This window comes from Flexivirga oryzae (assembly GCF_014190805.1).
Classification (GTDB): domain Bacteria; phylum Actinomycetota; class Actinomycetes; order Actinomycetales; family Dermatophilaceae; genus Flexivirga; species Flexivirga oryzae.
On the sequence record NZ_JACHVQ010000007.1, the window covers coordinates 29,966 to 44,949 of the forward strand.

The window sequence follows — 14,984 nt, forward strand, 5'->3', positions numbered from 1 at the left end:
CCCTGCGAGGGTTGTCCCATGACCTCTCACTGGCCGTTCGACGAGCTTGCCATCCGCAGCCGGGATCTCGCGTTGCGCCCGGTGCGCGACCAGGACGTCCCCTCGCTCCTCGCGGTGTTCCCGGACGACTTCGACCTCGACCCGGGTTTTCCGCCGCTGCCCGGCCTGCCGCCGGCCACGGATCGCGAACGCCGGCTCGTCCAGAGCATCTGGCGCCACCGCGGCTGCTGGTCGGTCGACGACTGGGCGCTCGACTTCGGTGTATGGCGGGACGGTGCACCGATCGGCATACAGACCCTCGAAGGGACGAGGTTCCGGACGGACCGAACGGTCGACACCGCATCCTGGATCGCGAAAGCCTTCCGCGGCAGCGGTTTCGGCAGGCAGGCGCGGGCATCCGTGCTCACCTTTGCGTTCGAGTGCCTCGACGCGCAGCGGGCCGTCACCTCGGCAGTGACGACCAACCAGGCGTCTTTGGGAGTGAGCAGGCGTCTCGGCTATCGGGATGCGGGCATGCGGCCGCACGACACGGGTGCCGGCATCGTGGAGCTGCAGCATCTGGTCCTGACTCGCGACGAGTGGCGTCACAGTGATGCCCGGATCCCGTCCGAGATCAACGGGTTCGACACCTGCCGGCCCTTTTTCGGGCCGACCTGACCTGCCGCCGTGACAGGCTGCCACACCTGGACTCAGCACCGAAGGATGCGCTCAAGACCTATCTGCAGGGGTGCACGCGATGCGCTCGTGTGGAAGCTGGACGGTCTGTCCGAGCGAGGCATGCGATTTGCCCCGTACACCGACCGGCACGAATCTGCTCGGCCTAGTCAAGCGTGCGCGCAACACGGAGTTGCTCTACTTCGGGCCGCCGTCCGGGCGCGAGTGGCCGACTCCGGACGACTCGTCGCAACGGACCAGGGAACAGCCAGGTTCATCCTTGACCCTGATCGAAAATGCGCCATGGCTGCGAACTGTCGTGTCGTACGAGTTCGAAGGACCACGGCTGGTCGGGCATGCTCGCGTGGACGCCCTGGAAATTGTTCAAGGTGGCGGTTTTGTCCACTTCGACGGTCTGTTCCCAGGCCGTCAGGTCGGAGTTGTACTGATCCTTGGCTGCCCTGCGGCCGGGTACCACCGGGTCAACCCGGTTGATCGTGAGGCCCTGCATGTTCGGGGCGTGCAGGCTCGCCCACCCCGCTCCGAATCCGCCGTCACTGTCGAGTTCCATGTGCGCGCACGTATCGAAGTCACGATCATTCATCGCCCGCACGTACGTCTGCACGACAACCGCTGGTGACGCGCGGGCTGTCGGAAAGGGGACGTGCGCACGGGGCTTTCCCCACAACCAGAGACCGCCGACCGGCACGACGAGTACGAGCACAATCGCCGACACGACCCCCTGGTACCACCGCATGGGCCAAGTATGCCCGGACCTTCGTTCTACCGGAACGAATCGAGCGAGCCTTACGCGAGGCGGGGAGGTCGCGGACTCGTCACCGCCGACCTGGGCGATCGCGCCGCAAGCGGCCACCGAACTCGGCTGGACCGAGGTGCGCGGCACCACTGCCAAGGTCGCACGAGGGTCTGCGATCATCGGCGCACTGATCGCGGTCGTCGTCGTGGTGCTGGTCGTGGCGCTCGTCGTCCTGCTGTGACCCGAGCACGGCACGACCTCCCGGCAGCCGCCTTTCACCGGTCAGTCCGCTGGGCGAGTGACGTAACGGTGACCGGACGGGCTGGTCCACGTGCAGATACCGTCAGGGGTCATCGAAACAGACCAGCCGCCTTCGTGTTTCGCCCTGTGATGATGACGACATAGGGATTGCAGGTTGCTCGCAGCGGTCGGGCCATCGGGCCATCGGATGACGTGGTCGACGTCGTCGAGCCGGGCCGGCCGGGTGCAGCCCGGGAATCGACAATGCTCGTCCCGCGTGACCACGAACCGTCGCAGACGTGCACCCGGGCGATAGGTCACATCCGATGTCTCCACGGTTGCCCCGGTCTTCGCATCCACCAGTGCACGCGTGAGTCTCACACCGAGTGTTCGGCACAGTTGAGAAAGCGCACCGGCGGGTATGACGCCGAACCCTTCGACGACCGCGTCGCCGATCCGGTAGTCGGTCGGCGGTGATCCGGCCTCAGCGGCTCGTGCCCTCGCCCGGCGGCGACGGGTCGCCGTCGCGACCGGCCCGTGATCCCACCGCTGCCGGCGATCACCACTGCCAGGAGTCAGGTCGACCCGGACACGCGGCGCGAGCGGCGTGTCCACCGTGGTGAGAATGTCGAAGCTCTCAGCCACGCTGAGCCGCAGCCACTCCTCGAGCCGTGGCTCGACGAAGGATCGGGACAACCATTCCGACTCGCTACCGGGCTCGCACGACAACCCTCCCGTCATACCGATCATTGCTGCCAGGCCCGCGACAGCGCTGTGACCGTCGAAGACCCGGGGCGCGAAGAAACCGGGCGCATCGGCACGGTCTGCGGTCGTGCCGCTCTGCTCCGGCAGGATGGGGAGTTGCACGACGCACGTGGTGCTGACGGACACGTTGCCGAGCATGAGGTCGACGAACGCGTCCACGCGGCACTCATCGAGGCACTTGTCGGTGGTCGTGTCCTCGTGCAGGTGCCGCGCCAACTCGTCGATGCCTGCCATGATGCGCACCGCGTCCTCGGTCGGGAGGACGGCATGGAACGCGCTGAGTCCCGGCTCGTGGTGTGGCGAGACCCGCACTCCTTTCGCCGCCACACGACTCTTGCGCGCTGACTCCTGGGCGTCCGCCGGCGCCAGGTCGGCGAGCAGTCGTCGGGTGCGGCGGACGAGTTTGGTGGACGTCAACGGGATCGGCTCAGCCGACTCATCATCGGCCTCGCCTGGCGCCTCCCCCGTCGCTTGCGCGTCGTCGATCACGGAGAGCAACTCGTCCTCGACATCGTGCGCGACCTTCGGGCTCACTCCGCACAAGGCGTCCGAGATGATGGTCAGTTTGCGGGGGTCGAGCGATCCCTTCTCCGCGAGCGCGAACAAGGCCGGCGTGTGCTTCATCCCATCGATCGCATCCGTCAGTCGGTTGGTCGTCTGCCGGTCCGACCAACCCAGTCGAGCGCCGAGCTCCTGCGGCAACCATTCGTCGGCATACTTCCCGATGGAACGCCGAACCTCTCGCGGACGCCCGCCAGGCTCCACGATCTCCTCGATCGCGGCGACTTGTGCCAGCCGAACGGACTGTGCCGCCCAGGTGGAATTTTGCACTTGCTGACACGCCACGACCTGGTCGATCAACTCCTCGCGAGACGAACCCACGGTCCCGGCCCTCGCCTTGTCCGCAGCCTCACGGACGAGTGCATGAGCAGTCGCAATCAGCGCGTCGACCGATGCGCCGGCGATGTCATCACCGGCGACCAGGAGCTGCTGTTTCGACATGCCCTAATCATATCTATGTTCGAGTTCAAAGGCAAGGTTGAGATGACATTTTTTCCTTATCTATCAACGGTTTTCACGTTGCAAGCATCGGCACACCGAGTGCTGAAAGTATATACGTGAACGCCGACATCGGACGACCTGGAAGAGTGATCACATGACATCGACCTGGCCGTTCGACGGACTCTCCCTCACCGGGCCGGAACTGGTGCTCCGACCTGTCCGCGACGCGGACCTCCCGCGCCTCATCAAGGTGTTTCCCGACGACTTCGACCTCGACCCGAGCTTCCCTCCGCTGGATGGAGTGCCCCCGGCGCAGGACCGTGCGCGTCGCCTTGTCCAGAGCATCTGGCGCCATCGCGGCAGGGGCTTCGGCATACACGCCCGGGCTGTCGCGCTGTCCTTCGCCTTCGAATCGCTCGGCACCCGGCAGGCGATCACCTCTGCAGTCATGAGCAACCACGCGTCGCTCGGAGTGAGCCGTCATCTCGGCTACCGGGACACCGGAGTCCGATCGCACGACACCGGCGCCGGCATCATCGACCTGCAGCACCTCGCGTTGACCCACGACGACTGGGCGGGCAGCGACGCCCGCGCACACGTCGGGATCCGCGGCTTCGAGGAGTACCGACCGTTCTTCGGCTTGCACTGACCTCCGATTTGACGATGCTCTCGGGAACAAAACCACCCCCTGCAGCCTTGAGTGGATAAGACTCAACTTTCGCTGCGGCGCGAGTCGCCCGTCGGCCCAGGCCGGCGAGCCGCTCGGGTCGCCATACGACTCCAGGAGAGCGATGACCCAAACACACGAGCTGCCGGTGCTCTTTCTGCACGACCAGGTGGCTTTGCCCGGCATGACGCTGCCCATCGAGCTCGACGACGAGGCCCGCGCGGCCGTCGACGCGGCCCGTGCTGCCGGCGGCGAACAGTTGCTGCTCGCGCCGCGCATCGACGACACCTACCCGACGGTCGGTGCGGTCGCCTCGATCGAGCAGGTGGGCCGGATGCCGGGCGGCGCACCTGCCGCAGTGCTGCGTGCCACCGACCGCGCCCGGATCGGCCGCGGTGTGGCCGGACCCGGCGCCGCCCTGTGGGTGGAAGCCGAGGTGATCGAGCCCGGCGCGCCGACCGAGCGCACCCGCGAACTCGCAACCGACTACAAACGACTCGTGGTCGCGACGCTCAAGCGCCGCAACGCCTGGCAGGTGATCGACCACGTCGAGTCCACCACCGATCCGCACGCGCTGGCCGACCTGGCCGGGTGGGCGTCATACCTCTCCCCTCAGCAGCGGGTGCAGTTGCTGGAGGAGACCGACATCGACAAGCGGCTGGAGGTCCTGATCACGTGGACCGGCGATCACCTTGCCGAACAAGAGGTTTCGGACAAGATCGCGACCGACGTCCGCGAAGGCATGGACAAGAGCCAGCGGGAGTTCCTGCTGCGGCAGCAGCTGGAGGCGATCCGGAAGGAGCTCGGCGAGAACGAGCCCGAGGGCGCCGACGACTACCGTTCGCGCGTCGAGGCCGCCGACCTGCCGGACGAGGTCCGGGAGGCCGCGCTGCGCGAGGTCGGCAAGCTGGAGCGTTCCAGCGAGCAGAGCCCGGAGGGTGGCTGGATCCGCACCTGGCTCGACACCGTCCTCGAACTGCCTTGGAACCACAAGACATCCGACCGCACCGACATCACCGCAGCCCGTGAGGTGTTGGACGCCGACCACCACGGCCTGGACGATGTGAAGGATCGCATCGTCGAATACCTCGCCGTGCGCGGCCGCCGTGCCGAGCGTGGTCTGGAGGTCGTCGGCGGCCGTGGCTCGGGCGCGGTCCTCGCGCTCGTCGGCCCGCCCGGTGTCGGCAAGACCTCACTCGGTGAGAGCGTTGCCCGTGCGCTGGACCGGTCGTTCGTGCGCGTTGCCCTCGGTGGTGTGCGTGACGAGGCCGAGATCCGTGGTCACCGGCGGACGTATGTCGGGGCGCTTCCCGGCCGCATCGTGCGTGCCATCAAGGAGGCCGGCTCGATGAACCCGGTCGTCCTGCTCGACGAGATCGACAAGGTCGGCTCCGACTTCCGCGGCGACCCGGCTGCCGCGTTGCTCGAGGTGCTGGACCCGGCGCAGAACCACACGTTCCGCGACCACTACCTCGAGCTCGACCTCGACCTGTCCGACGTGGTCTTCATCGCCACGGCGAACACCCTCGAGACCATCCCCAGTGCACTGCTGGACCGGATGGAGCTGGTCGCCCTCGATGGCTACACCGAGGACGACAAGGTCGCCATCGCCTCGACGCACCTGCTGCCCCGGCAGCTGGAGCGTGCTGCGCTGACGAGCGACGAGGTCACCATCGATGACGCCGCATTGCGTGAAATGGCAGGCGATTACACCCGAGAGGCCGGTGTGCGGCAGATGGAGCGGATGATCGGCAAGATCCTGCGCAAGGTGGCCACCAACCTCGCAACGGACAAGGCCGAGGCGCCGGTCCTGGTGTCGGTCGATGACCTCAAGGACTACCTGGGTCGGCCGCGCTTCACTCCCGAATCGGCAGAGCGGACAGCGGTGCCCGGTGTCGCCACCGGACTCGCGGTGACCGGCATGGGCGGTGACGTCCTCTTCATCGAGGCGGCCAAGCCCAGCACGGCGAAGCTGCAGACCGCCTCAGCCGAAGGTGATTCCGGGCCGCGCCTCACCCTCACCGGTCAACTCGGTGACGTGATGAAGGAGTCGGCACAGATCGCACTGTCCTACCTGCGGTCGCACGGCTCCGAGCACGACGTCGACGTGTCGGCGTTGTCCGGTCCGATCCACCTGCACGTCCCAGCGGGCGCGACACCGAAGGACGGCCCGTCCGCCGGTGTCACCATGGTGACCGCGTTCGCATCGTTGGCGACCGGCCGCCCGGTCCGCAGCGACGTCGGTATGACGGGTGAGGTGACGCTGAACGGACGGGTCCTGCCGATCGGTGGCGTGAAGCAGAAACTGCTCGCCGCCCAGCGTGCCGGCCTGACGACGGTGTTCATCCCGCAGCGCAACGAGCCGGACCTGGACGACGTACCGGACGAGGTGAAGAACGCGCTCGACATACACCCGGTGAGTGACGTGGCGCAGATCCTTGAGCTGGCGTTCGAGCAGGCGGCCCACAGCGCACCCGGAGCGCAGGACGCACCCGGAGCGCACGGGGCCGCCTGACACCCGACCCACGCACCCCTCTTGCCGAGAGGACACAAAACGCCTCGACAGGACACGAAAAACGGGGCCCACGAGCCGTTATGTCGCGGTTTTCTGGGCCTCTCGGGGTGTTTCTGGGCCTCTCGGCGCAGGGGCGCTAGGTGGCTGGTGTTGAACAGCTGCGTGTGGGTGAGGATGGTCGGCTGGGGTAGATGAGGTCACCGCGTGGGGCTGAGGCTGGCCGAGCGCGGCTGGTCGCCGGGCGGGACTGATGACGCTGGCCAGTCGAGTACGCCGGCTTGAGGGCGGATATGACGGCCAGGTAAGGGGTTTCGAGTCTGATCCTGGTGTTATCAGGCGGTCGCTGCCCATCCTTGACCGGTCGTGAACGTCACGGCGAGCACACTCAGGCGTACGAGGTTGACCGCGGCGGCCAGCAGGGAGAAGTCAGCGGCAACCTTCGTCGTGCCGCGGACCCGTGCCCTGCGCCCGCCGTGCTTGCGGCGCATCAGGTGCCCGATCTTGCGTTCGACCTTCGGGCGGGTAGCCCGGTAGTCGGCCACCCATCCCGGGTCCTGTTGCCGCCCGCGGGCATCGGTCAGCTGCCGTTCATAGGCGCCGACCTTGATGGTGCGGCCCTTCGCGGAGGTAGTGCACTGCTCCCGTAGCGGGCACTCGGCACACGCCGCCCCGAAACGTGCCGTGCCGGCACCACCCTTCCCGCGCCGGATCGGCGAGACTTGCCCCGCCGGGCAGGTCACCGTGTCAGCGTCCAAGTCCACCTCGAACTCGTCCTTGGCGAACAGGCCACCAGTATTGGACGGCGACTGGGTCTTGCACTTGTCATCGATCCCGGCAGCCTCCAGCAAGTCGTGGATCGGCCCAGTCCCGTACGCGTTATCCCCATACACGCCATGCTCATCCGCGTCGCCGTGATCGCCGGCATCGTGATCGTCGGTGTCGAGGAGATCAGCGATCAGGTCTTGTGCGGCCGCGGCATCACCGGTGTTGCCCGGGGTCACGCCGGTAGCGGTGATGATCTCACTGTCCGGGTCGAGGCCCAGGTGCCCCTTGTACCCGTCGAAGGAGCGTGCGGCGGTCTTGTGCCCGTGCCGGGCCTGCGGGTCGACCGTGGAGATCACCCGATCCTTGGCGACCCGCCGCGCGATCGCGAACACCCCGTCAGCGTCTTGTTCCAGGTCCTGCCCCAGCACGGTGGCCAGCAACTGCCCCGCCGCGGCCACCGGTTCACTGACCGTCCGCCCCTCCAACACGGCCAGGGCGGCCACCCCGTCCCGAGCCAACTCATCGACCAACACCGCCCGGGCGACCTGGTCGTCCCAGTCACAGGCCGGTTTCCCCGCGCCCACGTAGTCATCATCACGGGCCAGCACGTCCCGGACCCGCGCCCCCAACTGCGCATCACACGCCTTGAGCAGCCCACGGATCGCCGACCGGATCAACGTGACCGTGTCCATCGTGGCGACCGCGTCATACAACGGGGTGGAGTCCAGCACCCGTTTACGCCCGACCAGTCCGGCAGCCTTGGCCACCTGCAGCACGGCATCGAAGATCCGGTCCGGCGCATCCGAGGCGGCCAGCCGGGCCCGCATATCAACCAGCACCGTGTGCACGAATCCCGGGTAATCGAAGTCCAGCCCGCCCGCCGCGTACTTCCACCGGGCGTCGAACGCGAACCGGTCGACCGCTTCCCGGTCACTGCACCCCTCGAAACGTTGCAACACCATCACCACCGCCACGATCATCGGCGGTACCGACCGGCGACCAACATCGGTGAACAAGTCCGCGAACATCTCGTCCGGGAACAACCGGTGGCACTGCCGGTGCAACAACCCGTAGATCGAGTCTTCGCCGATCCGCGGCTCGCAGAACGCGGTCGTCGAACGGAACAAATCAGCCTGGCTCGGAGTCACTCCCAACGTCACAGGCCAATCCTCCCGAACCCAGCACCAAGCAACACGGACCGCCACGCCACGAAAAACACCAGCGACCTAGGCGTCAGCTGCGGGTGTCCGCTGCCAGAAGACCAACCTGTTCCCGAACGGGTCGGCGATGGTCATCGTGTCGCCCCAGGGGTTGTGCTGGATGCCGGGTCGCGCGTTGCGGTGCCGCTTCGCGAGCAGCTTCGCGTGGTAGTCCGCCAGATCCTGCTCGACGATCAGCACGCCCGAGCCGGGTGTCGCGTCGCCGTGGTGCTCCGACAGGTGGAGCGCCGCGGCGCCGCGCGTCACCTGCGCGTAGACGGGCAGGTCGGGCTCGTACTGTTGGTCCCACTCCCACTCGAACTCCAGGAACTCGCAGTAGAACTCGCGAGCGAGGCGATGGTCGAAGACCCGCAGGATCGGCACGACCAGCTGCTCGTGAGCGGTCTCCGTCTCGGCCGAGTTCGGCCGGCCGAGCGCTGCGAACGTGTTCCAGTCGCGGAATCCGGCCGCATGTGCGGCCGCCTCCAGCACCTGGGAATGACTGACCGGTCCTCCACGCAACTCACGCGCGAGCCGCTTGGCTTCTTCTATGGTGATCACGAATGACCTTCCGGCGCGGTGTATTCCGGGTCCTGCGTTGCCGGCCCGCACCTGAGGGTTCGGATCAGCGAGAGTATGTCGCCCGGCGGTTCACCATCAAGGCAGGAGGCGGGTCCACCGGTCACCCAGGACCAGCGTACTGCGCTCCGGCGCCGCGGCAGCGCTGGTTCGCAGGTCCCGCGCCGGATCCATCAGATCGATCGTCTGCAGGATCCAGAACGCCGCGAAGAGTGCGAGCAACGCGATCTCCACCCCCAACATCGCGTAGTCCCAGGATGCCCGCACCACCGCGAACCCGACCGCAGCGCAACCCATTCCGATCAGCACCACCCAGTAGGCCCGGTCGAAACGGGTACGGCTCGGCCCGGCCCGGCGCGCGAGGACCCGCACGCCCCAGTCGGTGTTCAGCGCAACGACCCCGGCGAACGGCAGGAAGGTGAACGCCGCGGCCAGCATGTGCGCGTGTGCAGCGAACGCGGCGCGGTCCGCGGCCAGCCAGACCGCACCGATCAGCCAGGCCAGGCCGACCGACACCAGGCCGATGACGCTCCACACGGACAACGGCTCGTGCCGGCGCAGCCGACGCCAGGCGTAGCCGAGCACGACCAGGTATCCGACACCCAGCACCGCCAGATAGGTGGTCGCGTTGTTGGTGATCGCCGCCACGTCCGGAGTGCGGCCCTGCTCCGGGGTCGGCACGAAGGCGACCATCGGGGCACTGATCCCGGCGAGGTTGAGGCACACGTTCTCCGCGTCGGTGTAACCGTGCAGGGCGACCAGGCAGACGCCCACGCTGGACAGCACACCGATGAAGACCGGCCCGGCCGGCGTGTAGTAGTAGGCGCTGATCGACGTCTGCCAGCCGCCGCGGACGGTTTCGACCACCACCGAGACCGTCAGTGCCAGCAACAGCGCCAGCAGGCAGGACCGCAGGTAACGGTAGGTGGTCACCTCGGTATTGGTGTCGCGATTGTGCTCCATGACATCAAGGAGTGTCCGGACTCGCGGTTTGATGCACTCCCCGACAACGCGAGCGCGCCCCCGGACGGCATCCATCACGTACCCGTTCTAGCGTTGGATCATGACCGACAAGCACAGCTGGACGTCACCGACGACCTCGGACATCCGCGAGCTGCTGGAGGGCGCGCGGACGGTCGCGGTGGTCGGTGCCTCCGACAACCCCACGCGCCCCAGCTACGACGTGTCGTCATACCTGGTGAGCCAGACCGACTACGAGGTGTGGTTCGTCAATCCGAACCTGACGACTCTGCTCGGTAAACCGGTCTTCCCCAGTCTCGCCGCACTGCCCGAGGCACCTGACCTCGTGGACGTCTTCCGCCGGCGCAGCGAGTTGGCCAACGTCGCCGAGCAAGCGGTCGCCGCGAAGGCCGGGACGTTGTGGTTCCAGCTCGGGCTGTATGACGAAGCCGTTGCCGGCACGGCAACGGCCGCCGGGCTCACCGTGGTGATGGACCGCTGCCTCCGGGTGCAGCATTCCTGGCTGATCGGGCCGCATCGCTAGTCAGCTCGTCGCGCGCCGGGTCGATGAGGTCGACGGACTGCAGCACCCAGAACGCCGCGAACAGCACGAGGACGCCGATCTCGAGGCCGAGGAGCGCGTAGGCCCACGTGTGCAGCACCCCGAAAACAATTGCCACACAGAACATCCCGGCGAGTACGACCCAGTACGCGCGACCGAAGCGCGTTCGACTCGGCACCGGCTCTCGGGCGATCACGCGTACACCCCAGTCGGTGTTCAACGCGACGACGAACACGAACGGCAACAGGGTGAAGGTGGCCGCGAGCGTGTGCGCCCGGGCAACGAACGAACTGCGATCGCTCAGCAGCCACACCACACCCACCAGCCAGGCGAGCGCGACGGATCCGAGACCGATCCTGCTCCAGACCGACACCGTCCCTCCGCGCCGCACGCGACGCCAGACGAACGCCAGCACGACCAGGTAGCCCACGGCGAGCACGCTCAGATAGGTCGCCGCGTTGTTCGTGATCGCGGCGACATCCGGCGACTCGCCGCGTTCCGGGCTCGGGACGAACGCCACCATCGGCGCGCTGATCCCGGCCAGGTTGAGGCAGACGTTCTCCGCGTCGGTGAAACCCTGCAGGGCGACCAGACAGACCCCGACACTGGCCATCACCGCGACGAAGACCGGGCCGGCCGGGGTGTAGTAGTACGCGCTGATCGATGCCTGCCACCCGTCGCTCACGGTCTCGATCCCGATGGCGATCGCCAGCGCGAGCAACAGGGCCAGCAGGCCGAGCCGCACGTAACGGTACGTCGTCACCTCGGGCTTCATGGCACGAGCATCAGTTGGTACCAGCGGGTGTCGACCCAGTGGTCGAACTTCCAGCCGACCTCCCGCAGGGTGCCGACCGACTCGAAGCCGAGTGCTTCGTGCAGCGCGCACGACGCGGGGTTCGGCTCGGCGACGACAGCCATGACGGTGTGTATGCCGTCGGCGCGCAGCAGATCGAGCAGGTGCGTGTAGGTCAGTCTCCCCATCCCGCGACCCACGGCCCCGTCCGCGAGGTAGATCGACGTCTCGCGGGTGCGCAGATAGGCCGGGCGGGGCCGGAAGGGTCCGGAGAAGGCGAAGCCCACGACGGTGCCGGCCTCCTCGACCACGATCGTGTGGTCACCCGGCGCCGTGCTGTCCAGCTTCGCCTGCCAGTACGCGGCCGGCGGGTCGTCGGTGTCGAACGTGGCGACGGTCTCCCGCACCGACTGGCCGTAGATCGCCCGGATCGCCGGCAGGTCGGCCGCCGTCGCGACCCGGATGGCCATGGACATCACGTCACGCCGTCCATGCGATCGGCAGTCGCTTGACGCCGCGCTGGAAGTTCGAGCGGAGGTATGCCGGCTCACCGGCGAGTTGTATGTCGCTGGTGCGCGTCAACACCTCCCGGAACAGCAGTGCCATCTGCACTCGCGCGAAGTGCGCGCCGACGCAGACGTGCGGGCCGTGCCCGAAGACCCGGTGGTTGTTGGGTTTCCGGTCGATGAGCAGTTCGTCGGGGTGGTCGAAGACGGCCGGGTCCCGGTTGGCCGCGAGGTAGGAGACGACCACCTTGTCGCCCGACCGGACAGCGGTGCCGCCGAGCGATGTGTCGCGACTCGCGGTGCGCCGGAACGTCATGACGGGTGTCCACCAGCGCAACAACTCGTCGACCGCCGTCGGGATGAGCGACGGGTCCTCGCGCAGCGCCCGCATCGCCTCCGGGTTGGTGAGCAGCGCGATCATCGCTCCGGGCAATCCGTTGCGCAGCGTCTCGTTGCCGGCAACGGCGAAGAGCCAGAACATGTTCTCGAACTCCTCGACCGACAACCGGTCGCCGTCCTCCTCCCGCTGGGCCAGCAGGATCGACATCACGTCGTCGCCCGGCGCGGCCCGCTTCGCATCGCCGAGCAGGTGCGCGTAGCGGTAGAGGTCCGGCATACCGTCGCGGCCGCGCGGATCCGGCATTCGCCCCGACGCGTCGGGTGACGGACGCAAGGAGACCGCTTCCTGTGCGAGCGAGGTCCCTTGTCCCGGGTCGAAACTCGCTGAGCTCGCGTAGTCGGCGTCGAGGAAGCCGATCACCCGATTGGACCAGTCGAACATCAGCCACCGATCCTCGGTCGGCACCCCGAGGATGTCGGCGAGTGTGAGGAGTGGCAGGTCCGCCGCGACATCCTTGGCGAAATCGCACTCGCGCGGCCCGGCCAGCATCCGGTCCACGATGCCTTTCGCGTGCCCCGCGATCCGCTCCTCCAGCGCCCGGACCGCGCGTGGCGTGAACGACGCGGCGATCAGCTTCCGGAGCCGGGTGTGCTCCGGCGGGTCCATGTTGAGCATCATCCGGCGCACGTACGCCAGGTCCCGGGGCGTGGCCGGGTCGTGGATCTGGGTGCCGCCGAGCGCCGAGGAGAACGTCGCCGCATCACGCACCACCTCGGTCACCAGTGCATGGTCGAGCACCAGGTGATAGCCGGAACCCCTTGGTAGCCCGCGAAGTTCAGGCTCATCCACCCAGTGCACGGGACCCCGCGCACGCAGCTGTTCGATGAGGCCGAAAGGGACACCCCGCGTGTAGGTGTCCGGATCGTGCAGCGCGGCGGTGTCGGAGGTCGTCATTCGTCCGAGGGCACCTCGCCGAGCGCGCTGTCGAGGTGCGTCATGAAGACGTCCGGTGATTCATACATCGGGTAGTGCCCGGCGTCGTCGATGACGTCCATCCGCGCACCGGGGAAGAGCTGCAGCCACGTCGCCTCGCACGTCTGCGGCCCGAGCGCGGCGTCCCGTGCCCCGGTGATCACCCGCAGCGGCACCTGCACGGCGGGCACCTCCTCGTGGAAGTCGGTCTTGCCCCACGACGGCAGGTAGGCGCCGAACGCGTCTCGGCGCGAGTTGTCGACCGAGAAACGCACCAGCTGCTGGACCCACTCGTCCGGATGGACGTTGCCGGTCGTGAAACCGATGATCGCGGCCCGGTTCTCGTCGTTGACGGCGGCGCCGTCGAACAGCGCCCACGAGTCATCGTCGAAGGGCACGCCGGTCGGCGGCACCGGCGAGATGCCGACCAGGCCGGTCACACGCTCCGGCGCGTCGGCGAAGGTGCGCATCATTGCCGAACCACCCATCGAGTGGCCGATCAATGCGTAGTGTTCCCAGCCCAGTTCGTCGGCGAGCTCCCGGGCGTCGGCGCTGATCTCGGCCAGGCTGTAGTCACCGGTCTCGTCCTTGCGGCTCCCGTAACCGCGATAGTCCAGGAACGCGACCGTGTAGCGATCGCCGTCGATCCGCAGCGGCAGTTCACCCCAGCCCTGTGCAGAGCCGAACCACCCGTGCAGGGCGATCACTGTGACCGGGCCGGAGCCCACGAGGACGTGTCCGATGCTCATCCGCCGACAATAATCCGTCGCGAACGTTCCCGCCGCCCGTCTAGCGTGACTTGTATGGCGACCGACGTGACCGTGCGCAGAGCCAGAGCCGATGACGCCGAAGCCGTCGCGGCGCTGCGCCGGACGGTCTTCCCGTACAAAGTGATGTCGGCCGAGATGCTGCGACACGCCATCACCTCCGAGCACCCCGGCGAGGAACGCCTGGCACTCGTCGCGGAGCGCACCGACCGGATCGTCGGCTGGGGCAAGGCCGGCCTGAACGTGTGGACCAGCGCATCCGGACACAGCAGCCTCGCGGTCTTCGTACATCCGGACCATCGCGGGGACGGCATCGGCAGCACGCTCTGCACACGTCTGCACCAGCACCTGCGCGACGCCGGCGCGCAGCGCGTCCAGGTCTTCGCACTGCAGGACAGCGGTGAGTTCGCCCGGCACCGCGGTTACGAACCCACCCGTACCATGCACTACGCCGGTGTCCGGCTGGAAGACCTCCCGCCCGGACCCACACCTCCGGCGGGCGTCGAGCTCCACACGTATGCCGAAGTGGATCCACGGTCCGTCTACGCCGCCGAGATGCTCGCTGCCTCCGACGAACCGGGTGACGCGCCGCTCGATTCGATGGATTACGACCAGTGGCTCACCGACTTCTGGAACGATCCCGCGATCGACAGAAACCTCAGTGTCGCAGCGGTTTCCGGCGATGAGGTGCTGTCCTTCACGATCGCCGAGACGGACGGGGACCGGTTGTGGTCCGCCTTCAGCGGCACCGTCCCGCCGCAGCGTGGCCGCGGCCTGTCGAAGCTCGTCAAGTCCGCGTCCCTCCACCGGGCGCACGCGAACGGCGTCGTGTCGGCATACACCTCCAACGACGACCGGAACGGCCCGATGCTCGCAGTCAACGACTGGCTCGGTTACCGCCGGGTCGCCACCGAGCTCGGACTCGCGCGGGACTTGTGACC

At 67.6% G+C, this 14,984-nt stretch carries 14 protein-coding genes; 5 read left to right on the forward strand and 9 right to left on the reverse strand.

Going from position 1 to position 14,984, the window contains the following annotated elements; all coding sequences use genetic code 11:
• Positions 1–18 precede the first annotated feature (18 nt).
• Entirely contained in the window at positions 19–657 is a 639-nt protein-coding gene (locus FHU39_RS23445; RefSeq protein WP_183323149.1) for a GNAT family N-acetyltransferase, read from the forward strand.
• Between the two features lie 271 nt (positions 658–928).
• Here the strand turns inward: FHU39_RS23445 and FHU39_RS23450 are convergent, their stop codons facing one another.
• Together FHU39_RS23450 and FHU39_RS23455 are read right to left on the reverse strand one after the other, a co-directional pair.
• The gene (locus FHU39_RS23450; RefSeq protein ID WP_183323150.1) at positions 929–1,390 is read right to left on the reverse strand and encodes a hypothetical protein; all 462 of its coding nucleotides are present in this window, start codon (positions 1,388–1,390) and stop codon (positions 929–931) included.
• A 303-nt stretch (positions 1,391–1,693) separates the two neighbouring features.
• A complete protein-coding gene (locus tag FHU39_RS23455; protein WP_183323151.1) occupies positions 1,694–3,418 on the reverse strand; it encodes an HNH endonuclease signature motif containing protein in 1,725 nt (574 codons plus the stop codon).
• A 154-nt stretch (positions 3,419–3,572) separates the two neighbouring features.
• Between FHU39_RS23455 and FHU39_RS23460 the strand changes: the two genes are divergently transcribed.
• Together FHU39_RS23460 and lon are read left to right on the forward strand one after the other, a co-directional pair.
• A complete protein-coding gene (locus FHU39_RS23460; protein ID WP_183323152.1) occupies positions 3,573–4,067 on the forward strand; it encodes a GNAT family N-acetyltransferase in 495 nt (164 codons plus the stop codon).
• Positions 4,068–4,209: 142 nt separating this feature from the next.
• Complete coding sequence (gene lon, locus FHU39_RS23465; RefSeq protein ID WP_183323153.1) at positions 4,210–6,600, forward strand: endopeptidase La; 2,391 nt, start codon at positions 4,210–4,212, stop codon at positions 6,598–6,600.
• Positions 6,601–6,932: 332 nt separating this feature from the next.
• On the opposite strand, the gene FHU39_RS23470 is transcribed toward lon, so the two are convergent.
• The 3 genes from FHU39_RS23470 to FHU39_RS23480 all read right to left on the reverse strand — a co-directional run bounded on the left by FHU39_RS23470 (position 6,933) and on the right by FHU39_RS23480 (position 10,106).
• Positions 6,933–8,525: an IS1182 family transposase gene (locus FHU39_RS23470; RefSeq protein ID WP_183323154.1), complete on the reverse strand. Its 1,593-nt coding sequence runs from the start codon at positions 8,523–8,525 to the stop codon at positions 6,933–6,935.
• A 66-nt stretch (positions 8,526–8,591) separates the two neighbouring features.
• Complete coding sequence (locus FHU39_RS23475; RefSeq protein ID WP_183323155.1) at positions 8,592–9,125, reverse strand: glyoxalase superfamily protein; 534 nt, start codon at positions 9,123–9,125, stop codon at positions 8,592–8,594.
• Positions 9,126–9,221: 96 nt separating this feature from the next.
• Positions 9,222–10,106 (reverse strand): hypothetical protein, encoded by an 885-nt coding sequence (locus FHU39_RS23480; RefSeq protein ID WP_183323156.1) that lies wholly within the window; start codon positions 10,104–10,106, stop codon positions 9,222–9,224.
• A 100-nt stretch (positions 10,107–10,206) separates the two neighbouring features.
• Here FHU39_RS23480 and FHU39_RS23485 point away from each other — a divergent pair, with 100 nt between their 5' ends.
• Positions 10,207–10,647 carry a CoA-binding protein gene (locus tag FHU39_RS23485; RefSeq protein WP_183323157.1) on the forward strand — a complete coding sequence of 147 codons (441 nt, stop codon included), beginning with the start codon at positions 10,207–10,209 and terminating at the stop codon, positions 10,645–10,647.
• Here the strand turns inward: FHU39_RS23485 and FHU39_RS23490 are convergent.
• The 4 genes from FHU39_RS23490 to FHU39_RS23505 are packed head-to-tail and all read right to left on the reverse strand — an operon-like array spanning position 10,583 to position 14,025.
• A complete protein-coding gene (locus tag FHU39_RS23490; RefSeq protein ID WP_183323158.1) occupies positions 10,583–11,440 on the reverse strand; it encodes a hypothetical protein in 858 nt (285 codons plus the stop codon). The genes FHU39_RS23485 and FHU39_RS23490 overlap by 65 nt on opposite strands.
• Complete coding sequence (locus FHU39_RS23495) at positions 11,437–11,928, reverse strand: GNAT family N-acetyltransferase (RefSeq protein ID WP_183323159.1); 492 nt, start codon at positions 11,926–11,928, stop codon at positions 11,437–11,439. Before FHU39_RS23495 ends, FHU39_RS23490 begins: the two co-directional genes overlap by 4 nt.
• Positions 11,929–11,938: 10 nt before the next feature.
• Complete coding sequence (locus FHU39_RS23500; protein WP_183323160.1) at positions 11,939–13,258, reverse strand: cytochrome P450; 1,320 nt, start codon at positions 13,256–13,258, stop codon at positions 11,939–11,941.
• Entirely contained in the window at positions 13,255–14,025 is a 771-nt protein-coding gene (locus FHU39_RS23505; protein ID WP_183323161.1) for an alpha/beta fold hydrolase, read from the reverse strand. Before FHU39_RS23505 ends, FHU39_RS23500 begins: the two co-directional genes overlap by 4 nt.
• Before the next feature lie 54 nt (positions 14,026–14,079).
• Here FHU39_RS23505 and FHU39_RS23510 point away from each other — a divergent pair, with 54 nt between their 5' ends.
• Positions 14,080–14,982: a GNAT family N-acetyltransferase gene (locus FHU39_RS23510; RefSeq protein ID WP_221185872.1), complete on the forward strand. Its 903-nt coding sequence runs from the start codon at positions 14,080–14,082 to the stop codon at positions 14,980–14,982.
• Positions 14,983–14,984: the final 2 nt, after the last annotated feature.